Raw genomic sequence first — 17,881 nt, 5'->3', positions numbered from 1 at the left:
GTCGTCATTTTCATTTACCGTCATGCAAAAGATATTTTGTTAAAAATTACATAATTATACGGTTTTTGGTCAAATTAATAAAAACTATAGTAAGGGTGTTTTCATTTATGCCTTCGTTCTTTAAAAATCAACAATCTAAAAATAAACTTCCACCTCAGTCAGATCAAACAAGTAGCGAACAAACAGCTTCTTCTCTTAAGAATCTGCTGTCTGAGAACCTTACCCTCATTAAAGAGAAAACTGGAAACAGCTCAGATATTGTGATTCGTCATTTTAAAATAGGCGTCAATAACAGCTTGGCTGCTGCTATCGTCTACATAGAAGGGATTGTAGATAATCAGGCTATTCAAGATTACTTACTGCAGTCTCTTATGAAAGATAATCAAAAAAATGACCTAAACGATCAAAACGCATTAGAGTTAATTTCCGAAGACATCGTAACAATCGGCAACGTATCGTTTGCAGACAACTGGAATGATTTACTTTCTTCTTTGATGTCAGGAGACAGCCTTCTTATTGTCGACGGCATAAACCGCGTACTCAGCGTGAGTACACAAGGCGGTGAAAAGCGTGCCATTGCAGAATCTACTACCCAAATGGTAGTGCGGGGACCAAAAGGTGCCTTTACTGAGTCTATTGGCACAAACTTAGCCATGGTGCGCCGAATTATTAAAACACCTGACTTATGGCTAGAGTCGATGAAGATTGGCCGGGTAACTAAAACGGATGTCACTCTTATGTATATTCATGGCATCGCAAACGATAAAGTTGTAAAAGAAATTCGAAAGCGATTAAAAAACATTGATATTGATAGTATTTTGGAATCAGGTTATGTTGAGCAGCTAATTGAAGATCAAACGGTCACTCCTTTTCCAACTATTTATAATACAGAAAGACCTGACGTGGTGGCAGGTAACCTTTTGGAAGGAAGAATTGCTATTTTTGTGGATGGAACTCCTTTTGTACTTATTGCTCCAGCGTTGTTCATTCAATTTTTCCAATCGGCTGAAGATTACTACGCACGCTTTGATATTGCGACGTCCATTCGTCTTTTGCGGGTGTTTATGTTTATGATTTCACTTATCGCTCCTGCTACGTATGTGGCGGTTACGACATTTCATCAAGAGATGGTACCCACGACGCTTATTGTAGCTCTTGCGGCACAGCGAGAATCCGTTCCATTTCCCGCGTTTGTGGAAGCTTTTTTTATGGAAGTCACCTTTGAAATTTTGCGTGAAGCAGGGATTCGTTTACCAAAAGCTATCGGCTCTGCCGTATCGATCGTCGGAGCTCTTGTTATTGGGCAAGCAGCGGTTCAAGCAGGGATCGTCTCACCAGCTATGGTTATTATCGTATCGATTACAGCTATTGCTAGCTTTGCAACGCCGTCTTTCGATATGGCTATTTCAGCGCGATTAATTCGTTTTTTATTTATACTAGGAGCGGCTACATTCGGTTTCTATGGCATTATCCTTATTCTTTTAATGGGGGTTGGACATCTGTGCAGCTTACGTTCATTTGGTGTTCCCTACATGACGCCATTAGCACCCTTTATTCCTGCAAGCAATGAAGATACCTTGCTGCGGTTACCTTGGTGGACGATGAGAAGAAGACCTAAATTAATTAGTGATAACAAAGTTCGTCAAAGCAAACATCAAAAGCCTGAGCCTCCTTCTTCAAGAGGTATGGTTAACCAGGAAATGGAAGAAGATGATCAAAATGAAACGTAAAAGTTTATTTTTACTGGTAATGACCATAATGATGGTATTGCTTACTAGCTGCTGGAGTAAAAAAGAGTTAACGGATCTTGCGTTTGTATCGGCAATGGGCATTGACAAAACGAAAGATGGGCGGTATGAGCTTACCTTTCAAATTATTAACCCAGGAAACGTAGCTGGCTTACAGGGGGGCGGCGGCACCCAAAGTCCGCCTGTTACGATCTATGCTGCTTCCGGTGATAATTTAGTTGAAGCAAGCAGACGCGCTTCGGCTAGAATTTCCCGAAGACTTTATTATGCCCATACAAACTTAATCGTGATCGGAGAAAAACTAGCGCGTGAAGAAGGAATTAACATTCTTATTGATTCTATTGATCGCGATCCTGAATTTCGAATTACGACTTCCTTAGTAATCGCAAACCAGTCAAGTGCTGCTGATTTGGTAAAAGCACTAACGCCTGTCGATAAAATTCCAGCAAACAAAATTATGAAAACGCTGGAGTTCACTCAAAGAAAATGGGGAGAAAACCTAAAGGTTTCCTTTCAAGAAGTGATGAGATCTCTCGAATCTCCAGGAGGAGAAGCACTAGTCTCGGGTTTTCGTTTAGTTGGAAATCCTCAACAAGCAGAAAAATTAGATAACCTCCAGCAAAGCGCACCAGAAGCTACCCTTCGTGCTTCTGGCATTGCTGTTTTTAAAAATGGAAAGTTAATCGACTGGTTGTACAATAGTCCAGCTAGAGGCAGCGTTTGGATTCTTGATAAAATACAAGGAACCGATATTAATGTAGATTGGAAAGGAAAAAAAGAAGCGCTTGCCTATCAAACAGTTCGTCAAAAAACGGATGTATCTGTAAAAATGATAAAAGGAAAACCTTATGCGTCCGTTCACACTCGCGTAGAAGGCGATCTTGGAGAAGTGGAGGTCCCTGTTGATACACGTCAACCTGCTGTCATCAAAAAAATGGAAAAAGCAGCAGGTAAAGAAATAAAAAAAGAATTACAAACAGCTATTAAACAAGCTCAGACAGACAAAGTTGACATCTTCGGGTTTGGAGAAGCGCTGGAACGCACGCGGCCTAATCAATGGGAAAAACTCAAATCAGAATGGGATGACGTTTATTTTCCAAAATTAAATGTAGACGTTACGGTAGAAGCTTACATTCACCGAACAGGTCTGCGCAATAAATCATTTCTCTCTAGCCTAAAAGAAAAACAAAACTGAGGTCAGGAGGTTCTGGCTATATGGAAAAAGCAAAAATTAGCGCCACTCAATTATTTATTCTCATGGTTTTATTCGAGCTGGGAAGTGCTTTATTAGTTCCTCTTGCAATGCGAGCGAAGCAAGATGCATGGCTAGCTATTTTAATTGGAATGCTGTGCAGCTTTTTTTTCTTCTTAGTCTATCATAAGCTCTATTCCTACTATCCGGACCTCCTGCCTACAGAATATATGCAGAAAATTTTAGGGAAGGCACTTGGAACACTTCTTGCATTCATATATATTGTCTATTTTTTATACGATGCATCACGAGTTCTAAGAGATTTCGGAGAGATGCTTCTTACTTTTGCCTATCCCGATACGCCTTTATTTATTGCTAATGCCTTGTTGATGCTGGTCATTATCTATATAACTCGAAAAGGTATTGAAGCGATAGCCAGATCAGGAGAGCTTCTGTTTATTTTCATGTATTTTCTAGCTGTTGCAGGCTTCATCTTGATTATTAGCTCGGGATTAATTGATTTTAAGAACTTACAGCCGGTATTAAAAGAAGGAATACTTCCTGTGGCCAAAGTTGCTTTAACTGAAACGCTGTATTTCCCTTTCACAGAAGCTATTGTATTTACCATGCTTCTTCCTTATTTAAGCAACCCCAAAAAAGCAAGTGTCACCATGCTATGCGCAACGGGATTAAGCGGAATTAATTTAATTATTACGATGATCATTAACATTAGCGTGCTTGGGGTTGATTTGACGACAAGATCACAGTTCCCTCTTCTTAGTACTGTTCAAACGATTCAAGTAGCTGATTTTTTAGAGCGTCTCGATGTATTTTTTATGTTTGCTATGGTTATTGGGATTTATTTTAAAGTTAGCATCTTGTTTTATGCCTCTATCATAGGTACAGCTACTTTATTTAAAATTAAATCTCCTTCCCGTCTAGTGTATCCTTTAGGCATCATTGTGTTGTTTTTGTCGATTACAATCGCTAGTAATTTTCAAGAACATCTTTATGAAGGGCTACACGTAGCGAGATTTCTTTTACATATGCCTCTTTTTGCTATCGTACCTATACTGCTTTTGATTATCGCCTTTTTGAAAAATAGGAAGAAGCAGCACAGATAGTATATCTCTAATAAATAGAAAAAATAGCGTTAAAATTATCGAGGTGATGTTCGTGTATATATGGTTTTATGATCATTTTATTAATACCATCTTATTTCCGCTTACTTGTATCATGCTAGTGTGCCTATCATTAGGGCTGTATGCATACTTTAAGCTGAAAAAAATGAAAAGTTGATACTAGATGGCTATTTCCCTCATTCAAAACAAGAAAGATACCACAAGATAAAAAGCAACTGTTATTCCCGCTGCAATTAGAGCGGGCTTTAATTTATACTTGGCATATTCAATAACAGATAAATCTAATATTTTGGCGATGGTATTCGTATCGTCGCTTAAAGGCGAAGAAAACGCTCCAAATGAACCGCTTGCAAATACGGCACCGATAATCAACGGCAAAGAAAGATCTGCAGAACTTGCAAGCGATACGCCAAGCGGCATTAAAATTCCCCACGTCCCCCAAGCAGACCCGATAAAGTAAGAAATAGCAGCTCCAAACACAAACATAAAAGGAGTGACAAACATTTGAGGAATCCACTTAGAATGTGCCGTCACGAAATTGGAAAAACCCAAGTCTTCTGTAACAGCGGATAATCCCCATACTACCGATAACAGCAGAATAACGGACATTAAGTCATTGCCTCCTGTGATAAAACCATTAAGCAAATTCTGTAATGTAAAGCGCTGAAACAAGAAAAAAATGAGGGTAATTAACGTAGTCATAATTAAAGCTACTACCATCGCTTCTAGCACGTCTGCTTTAATAAATGCTTCAAAAAAGGTGTGACTCTTATGATGTCCACTCCACCATGTTAAAAGTAAGGTGAGTGAAATCACGACAAGTAAAGGCACTAACAGATTCCAAGGCTTGGAAGGCAAATCCTTCGATACGCAAGGATGACAATCATGCCAATCTTTTTCGTCTTCTTCCTCAAGCTTCATAGGAGCTGTAGATGTTGAATGATGAAAAAAGCTTAAATAAATCCCTACTAAAATAATCACAATCGAAAAAAAATTATAAGGAATGCTTTGAATAAACAAAGAATAAGCGTCTTGTTTTATACCTTGATGATCAATCGCCATTTGAATGATGGATACCATATATCCTACAAATGCCGTTGCCACAGGAATTAAGACGATAACAGGAGTAGCAGTTGTTTCAATAACGAACCCTAGCTCTGCTGTCGTCATTTTCACTTTTTTCAGCAGCGCTCTCATGATGGGCGCGATTGTAACAAAACGAAATGTGGGAGCACTGAATGTTCCAATGGTTGAAACATAGGTTAAAATAAGGGCTTTTTTTCTTGTATCAATTCTTTCAGCAGCTGTTTCCACAAAACCTTTAACTCCTCCAGCCATCTTAATCATTCCGATGAGCCCTGAAAACGCGTATAAAAAGACGACGATTTCTATATTACTTTTATTTCTAAGAGCTTGTACAACGTAGTGAAGTAGCTTTTCAACACCTCCGATAATCGAATGGTCAATCAAATAAGCGCCTACTAATAAGCCTAAAAACAACCCTGGCAGCACTTGTTTCGTGAAAATAGCTATGGGAATAACAATTAAAAACGGTATAATTGAAAACCAACTAGATTCCATAGGACTCTCCCCTATCTTAAACACCATATTAGATGTCTTCACGTATCGTTCATTAGCTTTTAATGTAACCCCAATATTATGTGTATATTCACGAAAGCAACACGTATAGACAGTGCTGTTTTAATAAAATATTTCTGATTACAAACAGTATAATAAAACTCTTTATTTCTACAAAAAAAAAGCAGTTTGCACATGCAAACTGCTTTTGAAAAGAAGCGGAAGACGAGGTTCGAACTCGCGACCCCCACCTTGGCAAGGTGGTGTTCTACCACTGAACTACTTCCGCGCGTATATGAAAGTAAAGATGCGGGTGAAGGGACTTGAACCCCCACGTCGTAAGACACTAGATCCTAAGTCTAGCGCGTCTGCCAATTCCGCCACACCCGCGTGTGAATTAAAAAATAACTCCAAAATGGCAGGGGCAGTAGGAATCGAACCCACACTGACGGTTTTGGAGACCGTAGTTCTACCTTTAAACTATGCCCCTAGAAATGATTTCTTCAAAAGAACCTCGTTTATCAACGACGCTATATCATAATAAAACATATATGGAATTTCGTCAATAGGTCTTTTGATGAATCATAACTAGTACTAGGGGTTTCAAAAAAACTGTGAGGCATATCACAGTTTTTTACACATTCCCTTCACCAGCTGCAGTCCTCTTTAATCTCCGCTATTTGTTTTTAAAGACTCTGCTGTAACACAGTACTATACAAAATGTCTCCAAAATCGTGTAAAGACCGAAAGAATATGTAGGAGTGCAGATTTTACGGGAGGCACGTTTTTTTGAGAATCCGTATTAACATCCACAGGTTCTCCCTCATTCCCCACAAGCGTACTGTGAGAAATTTTAGTTTCAATAGCTCCTGTTAACTCGGCTGCAAATTCTTCACTATCTATCATAACCATGGATTCAGTATTTAAAAATGCAGAGCGTGAATCTAAGTTAAAAGAACCAACTGCACTTAAACGCTGATCATAAACAACAGATTTCCCGTGAATTGAATAGGGCTTTTGATATTCATAAAGCTTCGAACCAGCTTTTATAACGCGATTCTTCACTCCCAAGTATGCAGAAAAAGCCATAGCATTTGGAGTGGATGTAATAGAATTAGTTAAAATAATTCTTTGCACTTTTGGTTTTACTTGCTTATCTATATACTGTTCCATTTCTTTTGTTGGTACGATATAAGGGCTTTGAACAACAATGGATTTTTCAGCTTGCTGGGAAAGCTTAATAAATGTTTTCCATATAAAAGGGCTTTTATTTATTCGTTGAATAGGATTTGTAATAAAAGAAATCTTTCTTGTAGGCATCGTTGCTTCTCTCCATACAATATAAGGATGGACAAAAGGTTCGTTTACTTTTTTGGCCTCTTCGTATTGATCTATCAATAATTTTTTTCCTGAAAGACCGCGAAATTGTTTAGTTTTCTTGGGCTTTGGAAAAGCTTTTCGTGTATACGGATGATTCCATAATTTTTCTATATACTTCTCCATTGAGAGAATGACACTATGACTTTCTTGCTTTGTGTTATAAATCAGTACATCACGGTCATAGACAAAATTTTTATTTGGTTGACTAGCCAAGTATTTATCTCCAATATTTCGTCCTCCACTAATACCTAATTGGCCATCGACTACTATTATTTTATCGTGAAGACGGTTATGCCATGTCCAAGGTTTAAAAATAGTAAAGGGCTCATAGTACTTTAATTCAATATTATTGTGGAAAGCTAGAGCATAAAGAACATTTTTCCTCTTGCCTTTTAACCCATGAGCGATCCCATCTAACAACACGCGAATATGTATACCTCGATCCGCAGCTTCGAATAAAGCACCCATAAGTAAATCCGAAGAACGGCCTTTACCGATGGAAAAGTATGCAATATCAATTGTATGCCTCGCTTCTTGAATCATCTGCATCCGAACAAGCCCTGAAAAATAACCATTTTCTAAAAGCATAACTCGATCTGTGGATTCTTTCTTCCCGTAAAAATTCTCAGTATTCATTACTTTTAAGTCTTTTCCCTTGTGTAAAGGGACATAAAACAGTACCACTGCAGTTACGAATACATATATGAAGTACAATACGACAATCATTATTAGTATGTTTATTAGCATATTTCCTGTCACAATCCCTTTCCATTCTTATCGTTCTGTTTTTATTAGGATTCTTACTTTTTTAACTTCTATACCTTTTAAAATAAGAATGGAATGATGGATTATTTGTTACACCACTGTTGATTTCCGTGCCAGTCTTCGCCTTTCCCTCCAAACAACAGCTAGAAGCAATTATATACACGAAACCTACGTTTACACTACCAATAAAAAAAGCAGAAGTTCATTACCTTCTGCTTTTACAATTTATACTCTCTATTGTGAACCTGCCTAAGTAAAACAGCGGCTCTTTTATTGATTAAGGTCGTTCTCCATATCTTTTATATCTTGCTGAAACTCTGTTAAACGCTGACGCTGTGTTTCAGAAGCATTTTCAAGCGCATTTTCAATTTGCTGAGAGGCTTCATTCACTTCACCTATCGCTTGCTTCGCTTCATGGCCGTACGATGCATCATTTTTAGCTTCATTTGCCTGTTCATATGCATCTACTGCTTCTTTATGCCCCTGCTGTGCTGCTTGAAACGATTGTTGTTTATCTTTATTGTATGGGTATTTTTTCATCATAGTGCTCCTTTCCATTTGTTCACTCTTTAGTGTGGCATTTTTCTACTTATTCATACGACGCTTCAATAGGTTAAAGCTAAATGAATATTCCTCATAACAAATCCCTCAATCATTTAAGAGCCCTACAAAATATCTTCTATCTCCTGAAATACTTTCTATATTTTACAAAAATGTATAATCACTTTCTTTAGCGGACATCATACGAATAGCTTATCTGAACGAAAAAATGTATTGGGGTTGACTGCATGCACTTGTTTCTTTCCTTTTTGATCATTTGTGCAGGGATTATATGGATGGAAATAAAAAGATTACCTCAACACTCCCATAAAAAGGAACGGAACATTTTTATTGTGTTTATGACAATCAGTATCATAATCGCTCTTGCAAAAATCTTTCGTCTGCCTCTACCGAATCCTTCTGATTGGGTAGAAGTAATGTTTCAACCTTTAAGTCACTTATTATTCCGTTGGATCACTTAATTAGTGTATATGGCAAAAGGATGTGCTCATTTTGCTTAATGAAATCAATATTTCAGCTGCGCAGTTTCGCAAGCTAGTAACGTTATATAGTATTGGCAGCACCATTATTGTTGTACCTGCTGCTATTACAGCTGATGCTCATCAAGATGCCTGGATTGCCGCACTTTTCGGTGTAGCATCAGGAATTGGCTTAGTTTTGCTTTTCACCTCACTAGGAAACATGTTTCCAACGCTTACGCTTATGGAAATGAACGAAAAAATTTTAGGCAAAATAGCCGGAAAGATTGTATCAGTTGTTTTTGTGTTATCCAATTTATTCATCAGCAGTCAAGTTCTTTACTATGTAGGAAATTTTCTCACTACACAAATTCTTCCCTATACGCCGCTTACAGCCATCCATATTGCATTTATGGGCGTGGTCATCGTAGGAGTACGCCTAGGAATAGAAGTTATTGCACGAAGTGCCGAAATTTTATTCCCTTGGTTTGTCGGATTATTCGGACTTCTCATTTTGTCTATGATTCCTCAAATTAAAATAGAGCATATTCAGCCTGTGTTCGAAATCCATCCAAAAGCTTTTATTCGTGCTGTTTTAACCTTTTTAAGCATGAGTTCTTTGACTTATACTATCCTGCTTATGATTTTTCCTTCCCATACATCAGACACAAAAAAGGCAACTCAATCTTTTTATATAGGTAATATAGCAGGTGGACTAGTGATGGTGACGTTAATCTTACTCGGAATTTTAGTGCTTGGCCCTTATTACTCCCAAATCACCATGTTTCCAAGTTATGAATTAGGTAGAAGAATTGATGTAGGAAACTTTCTCCAAGGAATTGAAGTAGTCATTGCTATTTTGTGGTTTATTACTCTCTTTTTTAAACTTTGCATTTATTTTTACGCTACTCTTTTGGGGTTTGCTAATGTATTTCATATAAAGGACTACAAGCTATTTTCTTTTCCAGTCGCGCTCATTATGATTACCCTTTCCCTTATTGTGTATCCAAGCGTTTCTTATCAAAAGGATTGGGATACAAAAACGTGGATTCCCTACAGCTTACTTGTAGGCATCTTATATCCACTTTTCCTTTTAATAGCAGGGTTTATTCAAAACAAAAAGCGGCGTTCTAGCAATGTATAGAAACTCAAAAACCTTTAATAAAGAATGCACCTTCAGTATAAGTAATTATTTTCCAGTAAAATATAACACTAATTATTCATGTATAGGAGCTAGTGTATGCTAGGGGTATTGGGGTTACTTATTGTTGGCACGCTCGTCATTTGGTTTGAAGTACCTAAACTACGGCAAAAAAAAGCAAAGAAAGAACTGTGGCTATTCTATACAGTTCTTGCAATTGGAATGGTCGTAAGCATCTGTAAAGCACTTGGTTTAAATGTTCCAAATCCTTCTGATTTATCAGCTGCTATCTTCAAGCCAGTCAGCATATTTTTACTTCATTTACTATCTTAAGACGTTAAGAAGAGGAAGTGAATACAGTGAAACCTGTAGTTAAAATTTCAACGATTCAATTTCGTATGCTCGTTATGCTTTATACAATTGGAAGCACAATTGTTATTGCTCCAGCAGCTATGACTGTAGATTCTAAACAAACCGCTTGGATTCCAGGTATCCTTGGAGTAGTATGCGGATTTATATTAGTGAAAGTATATATAGCTCTCGGACTTTTATTTAAAGATAAAAATCTGATAGAAATCAATGAAGCAGTGTTTGGAAAATATCTAGGAAAAGGTGTATCTTGTTTATTTGTCACGTCTACTGTCATAACATGCAGCCGTATTGTATACTACGTGGGGAGTTTTTTAAATACACATATTATGATGGAAACTCCGCTGATTGCTATTCACATTATTTTTATGCTTGTGGTTGTGTTTGGAGCAAGACATGGACTAGAAACCATCGCACGCTGCTGTGAAATATTTTTCCCTTGGCTTATTGGCCTTCTCGGAATTTTCATCTTCTCACTGACTCCTCAAATGAAAGTCGAAAACCTTATGCCTTTATTAGATATTCACTTAAAGCCGCTGACTCATTCGATTTTCATCTTTCTTAGCATCACTTATTTTACTTTTGCTCCTTTAATGATGGTATTTCCTCTTCATTTAAGAAAACCTGAAAAAGGTGCTAAAGCTTTAATGAGCGGAAGTCTGTTAGGTGGATTTATTATGGTAGCGATTATTCTCTTTTGTATAATGGTTATTGGCTCTTATCATTCTTCAACTACCATGTTTCCTGTATACGAAATGGCTAAGCGAATTGAACTGGGGAATTTTTTGCAAGGAATTGAAGTAATTATTGCTATTATATGGTTTCTTACTCTTTTCTTTAAAGTTTCTCTTTATTTTCATGCTTCTATCGCTGGGCTTTGCCACATTTTTAACGTTAACGAAACTCGATTTCTAACGTTACCGATGGGGTTAATCGTTACAACTTTTTCTATTATCGTTTATCCAACTATTATCTATCAAAAAACATGGTTAGCCGAAACGTGGATTCCCTATAGTTTTTTCGTAGGAGCTTTTTATCCTTTTATTCTCCTTACTATAGGCTGGATCCGCTTTAGACCTGCTAAAATAAAAAAGATAATAAAATCCACATAAAAAAAGCAGGTAGTCACCTGCTTTTTTATGCTTGAAGCGCTTGAAGTCCTGCTTGGTTTAAGAAATGCCAAGGCTTATTAAAATGCGGCTGAAAGAAAAAGTCCATAAAGCCAAGCTCATCGATCGTCATTTCCTGCTGTACACATACAGACAATGTATTGATTGCTTGAGTAGCATCAATTTTAGAAATAACCTGTGCACCTACAATTCGTCTTGTTTCTTCTTCATATACTACTTTTAACGTAATATTTTCGTACGTTGGCATGAATTCAGGTCGGTTATTCTCTGATATTGTGATACTTTTCACATTCATATCAAAAAGAGAAGCTGCTGTTTCTGTTATGCCGGTAGATGCAACATTGTAATCATAAATATGCAAGCCTGACGTTCCTTGTGTTCCCATATACTTAATCGTCGGCTTAACAAGGTTTTGAGCTACTAATGTTCCCATTCTAACCGCATTGGTAGCAAGCGGAATATAAGCATGTTTCTTAATCGGATTGTAGTAAATGGCACAGCTATCTCCGGCAGCAAATATATCTTTTTTGCTTGTTTGCATATATTCATCAACCACAATTGCCCCGTTTGGAAGCATATCTACTTGTCCTTTTACTAAGTCTGTATTTGGACGGAAGCCAACACACAGAATAACAAGATCCGCTTCGTATTCGCCATCAGTTGTCACTACTTTTTCAACAGATCCCTCACTGCCTACAAATTTAGTAACCGCTTGGTTTAATGCTAATTTAACTCCTCGATTTTCAAACTCAGTTTCCATTAAATTCGTAAATTCTGGATCAAGATATTTATTTAAAATACGATCAGCACTATCAATAAACGTCACTTCTTTTCCATACACTTCGAATGCTTCTACTAATTCTGCACCAATATAGCCCGCACCAATTACGGCTATTTTCTTCGCTTGCTTCGCTTTTTCAATAATGTGATTAGCATGCTGATAGTTTTTACAAAGCACAACATTATTTAAATCGATGCCTTCAAGGTTTGGAATAATCGGCCATGATCCAGTTGTCATCACTAGTTTATCAAATGTATCTTCAAATTCTTCGTTGGTTTCTAAATTTCGTACAGCTATTTTTTTACCATCTGTATCAATATTCGTAACTTCATGCTTCATTTTCATATTTACACCCATCTCTTGCAATTCAGACGGTGAAGAGTAAAATAAGCCATTTGCATCTTTTACGACCCCGCCTACATAGAGCGCAATTCCACAAGACAAAAATGAAACATTATCATTTCGCTCATAAACTGTAATTTTAGCTTCTGGATAAAGTTCTGCCATATTTTTTACTGCTGCCGTTCCTGCATGTGTACACCCTACTACTGCAATTTTCATAGATGATATCCCCCTTAGGATTATAGAAAATATGATATTGTGAAGTTTTTCACATATATTGTGAAATGTTTCACATATCTTTTACAATTCTTATTATACAAACATGTTTGTCCTTTTTCAAGAGATATGTGAAAAAAATCACATACTTTTTTAAAAAAATATGTTACAGGGTTCTTTAAATAGCGTTGAAGCTTGATATGATGAGCTTTTCTTGCTGATGCGCTGCTGATGAGAAACTTCATCAGCTTGTTTTTTTACGTAGAAATTCACTATTCAATGCACTCTCCATCAAAAAAAATAAGACGGATAAAAGAGTCACCGCTAAAATAGATACAGTGATGCCGCTCACAAGCGAGTCTGCTATATAAACTGATAGAAAAGTAAAAAATATATCTACAAAAGCTGCGGATGTTACACATAGTACTCTATTCAGTCTGGCATTCTTCATTTAAAAAATGAGTGCCTTTGAAAAAAAGCTCTGTGATAGAGCCAAATACAAAAATTAAAAATAGAAATAAACATATGGCCCAGTAGGACTCATATTCCACTCCCATTACTCTAAGGAAGCCTATAAAACCAAAAAAGTAGCTTCCCATTAGTATCGCTAAAATGATTAGTACCATCGCTCCTACTATAAAGAACGCGATTAAATGATCCATTCCCCTGCTTTTTCTTTTCATTATTCCACTCCACCTTACTTACTCATCACTTAATCCATATTATACGAAAAAAGTGCGATACCGTGGTATCGCACTTTTCCACATTATTTATCTTTTTTATCTTGAAGGGCTTGTTTTAAAGCATCACCCAAGCTTGAACCAAATGCTCCATCATCGTTGTATTTGTTGAGAAGCTTTCGTTCTTCTCGTTTTGAAATCTTTTTCTTTTTGTCCTCAGCTTTTTCCACTACTTGACATGAACGGCATTGGAAGTACGTGCCCGCTTTTCCTGAGTGAATTTCCATTCGCTTATGACACTGCGGACAGCGTCGATTTGATAGTTTAGGGTCTTTTGCGCGTCTATAGCTGCACTCCAGGCTTGAACAAACGAGCACTCTTCCTTGCTTTGTTTTCTTTTCTTTCAAGAAAGAACCGCATTCCGGACACTTAGAGCCCGTTAAATTATGAGGTTTGTACGTTTGATTACTCGTTTTTACTTGCTTAACTAGCTTTTCTGTTTGTTCGCGAATATTTGTTAAGAACTCTTTTGCATTTCCTTTTCCTTTAGCAATTGCTTCTAAGTCACGTTCCCACTTAGCCGTAAGCTCAGGCGACTTTAACTCATCTGCTACTAGGTCAATCAGCTGCTTCCCTTTTTTAGTTGCGTGCAGACGATTGTTTTGGCGATCAATGGATTCATTCTGCAGAAGTTTTTCAATAATATCTGCACGTGTTGCCGGGGTACCTAAATTATGTTTTTCCATTTGTCCAAGAAGATCCGCTTCTGTATAGCGCTGCGGCGGCTCTGTAAATGCACTCTTCATCGTTACATCTTGAATGAGCAGCTTGCTGCCTTCTTCCATATCAGGCAGCTTCACCGTTGCTTCTGAGTCTCCGCCAGAAACTTTTTTGAAGCCTGCATTCACGACTTGCTTTCCGCTTGCTACTAACTGTTCCCCATTTACTTCAAGCTCTGCTTTAACCACTTCATACTCATATGCAGGATAAAATAATGAAATAAATCGCTTTGCAATTAAGTCATACAGCTTTCGTTCATCAGCTGATAAGTCCTGTAGAAATACAGGCTGATCCGTTACGATAATAGCATGGTGATCATTTACTTTTTCGTTATTAACCACTCGCTTTGGCAACTGTGCATTTCTTAAAATTGGACGAACCTCTTCTTTATATACAGCAGAGATGCTTTCCAAGCGCTCTTTCATAGTAGAAACCATATCTGTTGTTAAATAACGGGAATCTGTACGCGGATACGTGACTAACTTATGCTGTTCATATAACTTTTGAAGTACATTCAATGTCTTCTTAGCAGAGAAGTTAAAGCGTTTGTTAGCATCTCGCTGCAGTTCGTTTAAGTCATAAGGAAGCGGCTGCGCTTCTTTATTCATTTTGCGCTTAATTGTTTTTACAACTGCCTCACCTGATAATTTTGAGTGCAGCTCTTTTGCGCGTTTTTCATCAAAGATGCGCTTTTCATTGCCCTTTTGCCAAGCCGCTTCAAAAGATGAAAACTGAGCTGTAAGCGTCCAATATTCACTAGGTTTGAATGTATTAATTACTTGTTCACGCTCAATTATCATCGCCAGCGTCGGTGTTTGTACCCTTCCTGCCGACAATGGTTCTTCATATTTAGTCGTTAACGCTCTCGTTACGTTTAAACCGATAAGCCAATCGGCTTCTGAACGGCAAACGGCTGAATCATACAAGCGATTAAACTCTTTTCCTGGTTTTAACTGTTTAAACCCGTCACGAATTGCTTTATCCGTTTGAGACGAAATCCAAAGGCGTTTAAACGGCTTGTTCCAGCGTACCTTTTCCATAATCCAGCGTGCTACAAGTTCTCCTTCACGCCCTGCATCAGTCGCAATAATTAACTCTCCAATATCCTTTCTTTTTGCTAGATCGGATACTGTGCGAAACTGAGAACTCACTTTACGAATTACTTTTAATTTCATTTTCTCAGGCATGATTGGCAAATCTTCTAATCGCCACGTTTTATATTGGTTATCATAATCCTCTGGTGTTTGTAATTCAACTAAATGACCGAGTGCCCATGTTACGACATACTTTGGTCCTTCAATATACCCTTTTTTTGTTTGGGTGCTGCCAAGTACGCGCGCAAGATCACGTGCTACACTTGGCTTTTCTGCTAATACAAGTGATTTCATTTTATGTATACCTCCAATTCACTTGTTCCATTATACATGATTGTATACTTTTTGTACGACTTCAAGATTAAGTTTACATAATAATATTATAATAAATAAAGCTGAAGAATTTCTCTTCAGCTTCTAGCTACTTCTTTTTATAAAATAGTCGCGAGATAATTAAACCGATAGCTCCTAAGACAATAAATAACAAGGCCCGTATAGCCATTGGGATAAAAGGTAAATCGTATAAAACGAGTTTAAAAAGTGTTAAGAACAAAATGCCTACGCCGATATACGTTGCTGTTTTAAACGTTTTAAGTGATCCTATTATAAATGCTGCAATGGACAGCCCTAACCAAACGGCCGTCATAATAAGCGTTTGCGGATTAGCGGAAAGATGATTGGTGCCAGCGGCCGTAACTTCCGTAGCAAAAATTAAAGAAAGAATAGAAAAAACAATACTTCCTCCAATTTTGAACGTATCGTGCTCATCTTTTTCTGTTTTTTGAATGCTGATCCATATAAATACTAGAATAGAAGCTAACACAACAAGCCAATTTAATGTCGGAAGAGACAGTACTTGTTCGATTGGTGTAACTAAGATATACGTTGCGCTCAGTATATAAATCGTATAAGAAAATAGTTGATGAAGTAGATTTTTATACGTCATGGCGATATAGTAAACAGCCAGTCCTTGAATCACATATAAAACGACTCCTTCTCTTAAATCGACGAGCTGATGAATAAAAAACGCTACTGCAACAATTAAATAGGTAATAAAAAATTCAAATTTCTCTTTAGAACTTCTTACTGCGTAAACACCTAATGCGTAAATAATAACTAGCGCAAGCAGCACCATTGTGGTCGTGCCATCGTCAAAAACGGCGAGCAGCCATCGGTACGTAACTGCTAAACTCGATAGAAGGGTAAACGCATATACTTGGAGTACGGATTGTGATAGAAAAAAACTAGAAATTAAGCATAAATGCTGAATAAGAATCGCCATACCTAATAACTCTTTTACACCATTATCACCAACAAACGAGTAATAAATGAGTAGCGTAAGATTTAATAGTACCGCGGAAAGAACATATAAAATTGAATATTTTTGTTTGATTGCCACATATAAAAAGGCAATATACAGAAACGTTTCATAGCCAATGAAAACGAGCGCATTAGGCGAATTACTTTCAATAAGAAAGGGAACGAGTACGCCTCCAACTGCGCTAATAATACCTAATGCCTGTGAACGATAAAAGACTGTCGCGATAATCCCTAGGATAATCCAGCTCGCATTTAGTATAAAAGCAAGCGTTGGTCCCGCTAAATGATACAGGCTATGCATCGCAAACGTCGTTAACATGAGAATAGGAATAGCTCCTCCTGCAAGTACTTGCCCGAGCACCAACCTGCCCTTTTTAATTTGGAAATGACCTGTCACAGCAAAACCTATTGAAACAACGAAACCGAGAACAACTTTTGCTTTTTCATTCATTAACCCATAGTCAGAAGCTGCTTTAAATCCCCATAGCACACCAATAATAAATACAAAAATAAAAATTCTCGGCAGCCATGTTTGAAAAAGGAATTTTTCCCAATCAACAGGTTCTTCTATTGCCTGTGAACTTTTAGCTGCTGTTTGAGCAGGACGTTTAGTGGTCTCCTCGCGCTGCTTGGGAGGAGGATGAACTGTTTTTGGCTTTGGAGAATTTGTTTTATATACGAGCGACTTTAGCCTGGCTACGTCTTCTTCTAAACTGCTTATTTTTCGTTCAAGTTCTTCTATTCTTTCTTTTTCCATGTTTCCTCATCCTTTCTCTTTAAAGTATTTGTGGTTTTTATATGTATATCTTACAGAACTTAACTATTATACCATTAAAAGTAATATCACTTAGAAACATTCTATTTTTAGCAAAAAAAAATACAGCGCCCTTTTCAAAAGAAAAGTTCGTTGTATAGGATGTGCTGCATTTTTTATGTCACTTTCTCGCTGTATGTACTATGAAATCCCGCTTCGATGTGGGCTACTTGAAAGCTATGGTGACCAATTAAATATTTAACAATATCCACACGGTCAATTTTACCGGGCTTATTATTCATTGCTTCTCGCACCATAGATTGAAATGTTTCTTTGCAAAACTTCTTTTCATGAAGCAGAATCGTTTCACAATACTCTTCATGGTCTCCCTCTGAAATACGATAATAATGCATTTCTTTCACCCCTTTTTAATGTTATACCTATTACATA

General features: G+C 37.3%; 15 protein-coding genes and 3 tRNA genes. 6 read left to right on the top strand and 12 right to left on the bottom strand.

The genetic code is table 11. From position 1 onward, the window contains the following. The first annotated feature begins 107 nt into the window (after positions 1-107). From ACFX4R_RS12050 to ACFX4R_RS12040, 3 genes are read left to right on the top strand one after another with little or no spacing between them, the layout of a single operon-like run. The gene (locus ACFX4R_RS12050) at positions 108-1,730 is read left to right on the top strand and encodes a spore germination protein (protein WP_043982343.1); all 1,623 of its coding nucleotides are present in this window, start codon (positions 108-110) and stop codon (positions 1,728-1,730) included. Beyond that, on the top strand, positions 1,720-2,943 hold the full coding sequence (locus ACFX4R_RS12045) for a Ger(x)C family spore germination protein (protein WP_377569646.1): 1,224 nt from the start codon (positions 1,720-1,722) through the stop codon (positions 2,941-2,943). Before ACFX4R_RS12050 ends, ACFX4R_RS12045 begins: the two co-directional genes overlap by 11 nt. Before the next feature lie 20 nt (positions 2,944-2,963). Further along, positions 2,964-4,064, top strand: coding sequence for a GerAB/ArcD/ProY family transporter (locus tag ACFX4R_RS12040; RefSeq protein WP_043982342.1), 1,101 nt, complete (start codon positions 2,964-2,966; stop codon positions 4,062-4,064). A 198-nt stretch (positions 4,065-4,262) separates the two neighbouring features. On the opposite strand, the gene ACFX4R_RS12035 is transcribed toward ACFX4R_RS12040, so the two are convergent. The 6 genes from ACFX4R_RS12035 to ACFX4R_RS12010 all read right to left on the bottom strand — a co-directional run bounded on the left by ACFX4R_RS12035 (position 4,263) and on the right by ACFX4R_RS12010 (position 8,345). Further along, positions 4,263-5,663 carry a Na+/H+ antiporter NhaC family protein gene (locus tag ACFX4R_RS12035; RefSeq protein ID WP_043982340.1) on the bottom strand — a complete coding sequence of 467 codons (1,401 nt, stop codon included), beginning with the start codon at positions 5,661-5,663 and terminating at the stop codon, positions 4,263-4,265. 214 nt (positions 5,664-5,877) lie between these two features. Continuing rightward, positions 5,878-5,949, bottom strand: a tRNA-Gly gene (locus ACFX4R_RS12030). A gap of 19 nt (positions 5,950-5,968) precedes the next feature. Then, a tRNA-Leu gene (locus ACFX4R_RS12025) sits at positions 5,969-6,050 on the bottom strand. Positions 6,051-6,076: 26 nt separating this feature from the next. Next, a tRNA-Trp gene (locus ACFX4R_RS12020) sits at positions 6,077-6,150 on the bottom strand. A 221-nt stretch (positions 6,151-6,371) separates the two neighbouring features. Further along, a complete protein-coding gene (locus tag ACFX4R_RS12015; protein WP_377569840.1) occupies positions 6,372-7,766 on the bottom strand; it encodes a phospholipase D-like domain-containing protein in 1,395 nt (464 codons plus the stop codon). Between the two features lie 309 nt (positions 7,767-8,075). Further along, a complete protein-coding gene (locus tag ACFX4R_RS12010; RefSeq protein ID WP_013083053.1) occupies positions 8,076-8,345 on the bottom strand; it encodes a hypothetical protein in 270 nt (89 codons plus the stop codon). A gap of 504 nt (positions 8,346-8,849) precedes the next feature. On the opposite strand from ACFX4R_RS12010, the gene ACFX4R_RS12005 reads away from it, so the two are divergent. From ACFX4R_RS12005 to ACFX4R_RS11995, 3 genes are all read left to right on the top strand, one after another. Then, entirely contained in the window at positions 8,850-9,968 is a 1,119-nt protein-coding gene (locus tag ACFX4R_RS12005) for a GerAB/ArcD/ProY family transporter (RefSeq protein ID WP_377569644.1), read from the top strand. A gap of 96 nt (positions 9,969-10,064) precedes the next feature. After that, positions 10,065-10,298 (top strand): hypothetical protein, encoded by a 234-nt coding sequence (locus tag ACFX4R_RS12000; RefSeq protein ID WP_043982337.1) that lies wholly within the window; start codon positions 10,065-10,067, stop codon positions 10,296-10,298. Between the two features lie 26 nt (positions 10,299-10,324). Next, positions 10,325-11,446 (top strand): GerAB/ArcD/ProY family transporter, encoded by a 1,122-nt coding sequence (locus ACFX4R_RS11995; RefSeq protein WP_377569642.1) that lies wholly within the window; start codon positions 10,325-10,327, stop codon positions 11,444-11,446. 25 nt (positions 11,447-11,471) lie between these two features. Here the strand turns inward: ACFX4R_RS11995 and ACFX4R_RS11990 are convergent, their stop codons facing one another. The 6 genes from ACFX4R_RS11990 to ACFX4R_RS11965 form a co-directional block, all read right to left on the bottom strand. After that, positions 11,472-12,806 carry an FAD-dependent oxidoreductase gene (locus ACFX4R_RS11990; protein WP_162214191.1) on the bottom strand — a complete coding sequence of 445 codons (1,335 nt, stop codon included), beginning with the start codon at positions 12,804-12,806 and terminating at the stop codon, positions 11,472-11,474. A gap of 241 nt (positions 12,807-13,047) precedes the next feature. Then, positions 13,048-13,254 carry a YrvL family regulatory protein gene (locus ACFX4R_RS11985; RefSeq protein WP_277813735.1) on the bottom strand — a complete coding sequence of 69 codons (207 nt, stop codon included), beginning with the start codon at positions 13,252-13,254 and terminating at the stop codon, positions 13,048-13,050. After that, complete coding sequence (locus tag ACFX4R_RS11980; RefSeq protein WP_280559556.1) at positions 13,232-13,486, bottom strand: YrvL family regulatory protein; 255 nt, start codon at positions 13,484-13,486, stop codon at positions 13,232-13,234. The genes ACFX4R_RS11985 and ACFX4R_RS11980 overlap by 23 nt, the downstream gene beginning before the upstream one ends. An 83-nt stretch (positions 13,487-13,569) precedes the next feature. Then, positions 13,570-15,651, bottom strand: coding sequence for a DNA topoisomerase III (locus tag ACFX4R_RS11975; RefSeq protein WP_377569640.1), 2,082 nt, complete (start codon positions 15,649-15,651; stop codon positions 13,570-13,572). Positions 15,652-15,778: 127 nt separating this feature from the next. Next, a complete protein-coding gene (locus ACFX4R_RS11970; RefSeq protein ID WP_377569638.1) occupies positions 15,779-17,434 on the bottom strand; it encodes a DUF2339 domain-containing protein in 1,656 nt (551 codons plus the stop codon). Between the two features lie 173 nt (positions 17,435-17,607). Further along, complete coding sequence (locus tag ACFX4R_RS11965) at positions 17,608-17,844, bottom strand: hypothetical protein (RefSeq protein ID WP_013056931.1); 237 nt, start codon at positions 17,842-17,844, stop codon at positions 17,608-17,610. Positions 17,845-17,881: the final 37 nt, after the last annotated feature.

Source organism: Priestia sp. YIM B13490, assembly GCF_042787735.1.
In the GTDB taxonomy this organism is placed as follows: domain Bacteria; phylum Bacillota; class Bacilli; order Bacillales; family Bacillaceae_H; genus Priestia; species Priestia megaterium.
Note: the sequence above shows the minus strand (reverse complement) of the source record. Positions and strands in the feature narration are given on the sequence as shown.

Bases quoted from the DNA above. Each gene is read 5' to 3' on its own strand.
- ACFX4R_RS12010 (WP_013083053.1), bottom strand. From the start codon at position 8,345: ATGAAAAAATACCCATACAATAAAGATAAACAACAATCGTTTCAAGCA.
- ACFX4R_RS11985 (WP_277813735.1), bottom strand. From the start codon at position 13,254: ATGAAGAATGCCAGACTGAATAGAGTACTATGTGTAACATCCGCAGCT.
- ACFX4R_RS11965 (WP_013056931.1), bottom strand. From the start codon at position 17,844: ATGCATTATTATCGTATTTCAGAGGGAGACCATGAAGAGTATTGTGAA.
- ACFX4R_RS12035 (WP_043982340.1), bottom strand. From the start codon at position 5,663: ATGGAATCTAGTTGGTTTTCAATTATACCGTTTTTAATTGTTATTCCC.
- ACFX4R_RS11980 (WP_280559556.1), bottom strand. From the start codon at position 13,486: ATGAAAAGAAAAAGCAGGGGAATGGATCATTTAATCGCGTTCTTTATA.
- ACFX4R_RS12015 (WP_377569840.1), bottom strand. From the start codon at position 7,766: ATGATTGTCGTATTGTACTTCATATATGTATTCGTAACTGCAGTGGTA.
- ACFX4R_RS11970 (WP_377569638.1), bottom strand. From the start codon at position 17,434: ATGGAAAAAGAAAGAATAGAAGAACTTGAACGAAAAATAAGCAGTTTA.
- ACFX4R_RS12040 (WP_043982342.1), top strand. From the start codon at position 2,964: ATGGAAAAAGCAAAAATTAGCGCCACTCAATTATTTATTCTCATGGTT.
- ACFX4R_RS12000 (WP_043982337.1), top strand. From the start codon at position 10,065: ATGCTAGGGGTATTGGGGTTACTTATTGTTGGCACGCTCGTCATTTGG.
- ACFX4R_RS11990 (WP_162214191.1), bottom strand. From the start codon at position 12,806: ATGAAAATTGCAGTAGTAGGGTGTACACATGCAGGAACGGCAGCAGTA.
- ACFX4R_RS11975 (WP_377569640.1), bottom strand. From the start codon at position 15,651: ATGAAATCACTTGTATTAGCAGAAAAGCCAAGTGTAGCACGTGATCTT.
- ACFX4R_RS12050 (WP_043982343.1), top strand. From the start codon at position 108: ATGCCTTCGTTCTTTAAAAATCAACAATCTAAAAATAAACTTCCACCT.
- ACFX4R_RS12045 (WP_377569646.1), top strand. From the start codon at position 1,720: ATGAAACGTAAAAGTTTATTTTTACTGGTAATGACCATAATGATGGTA.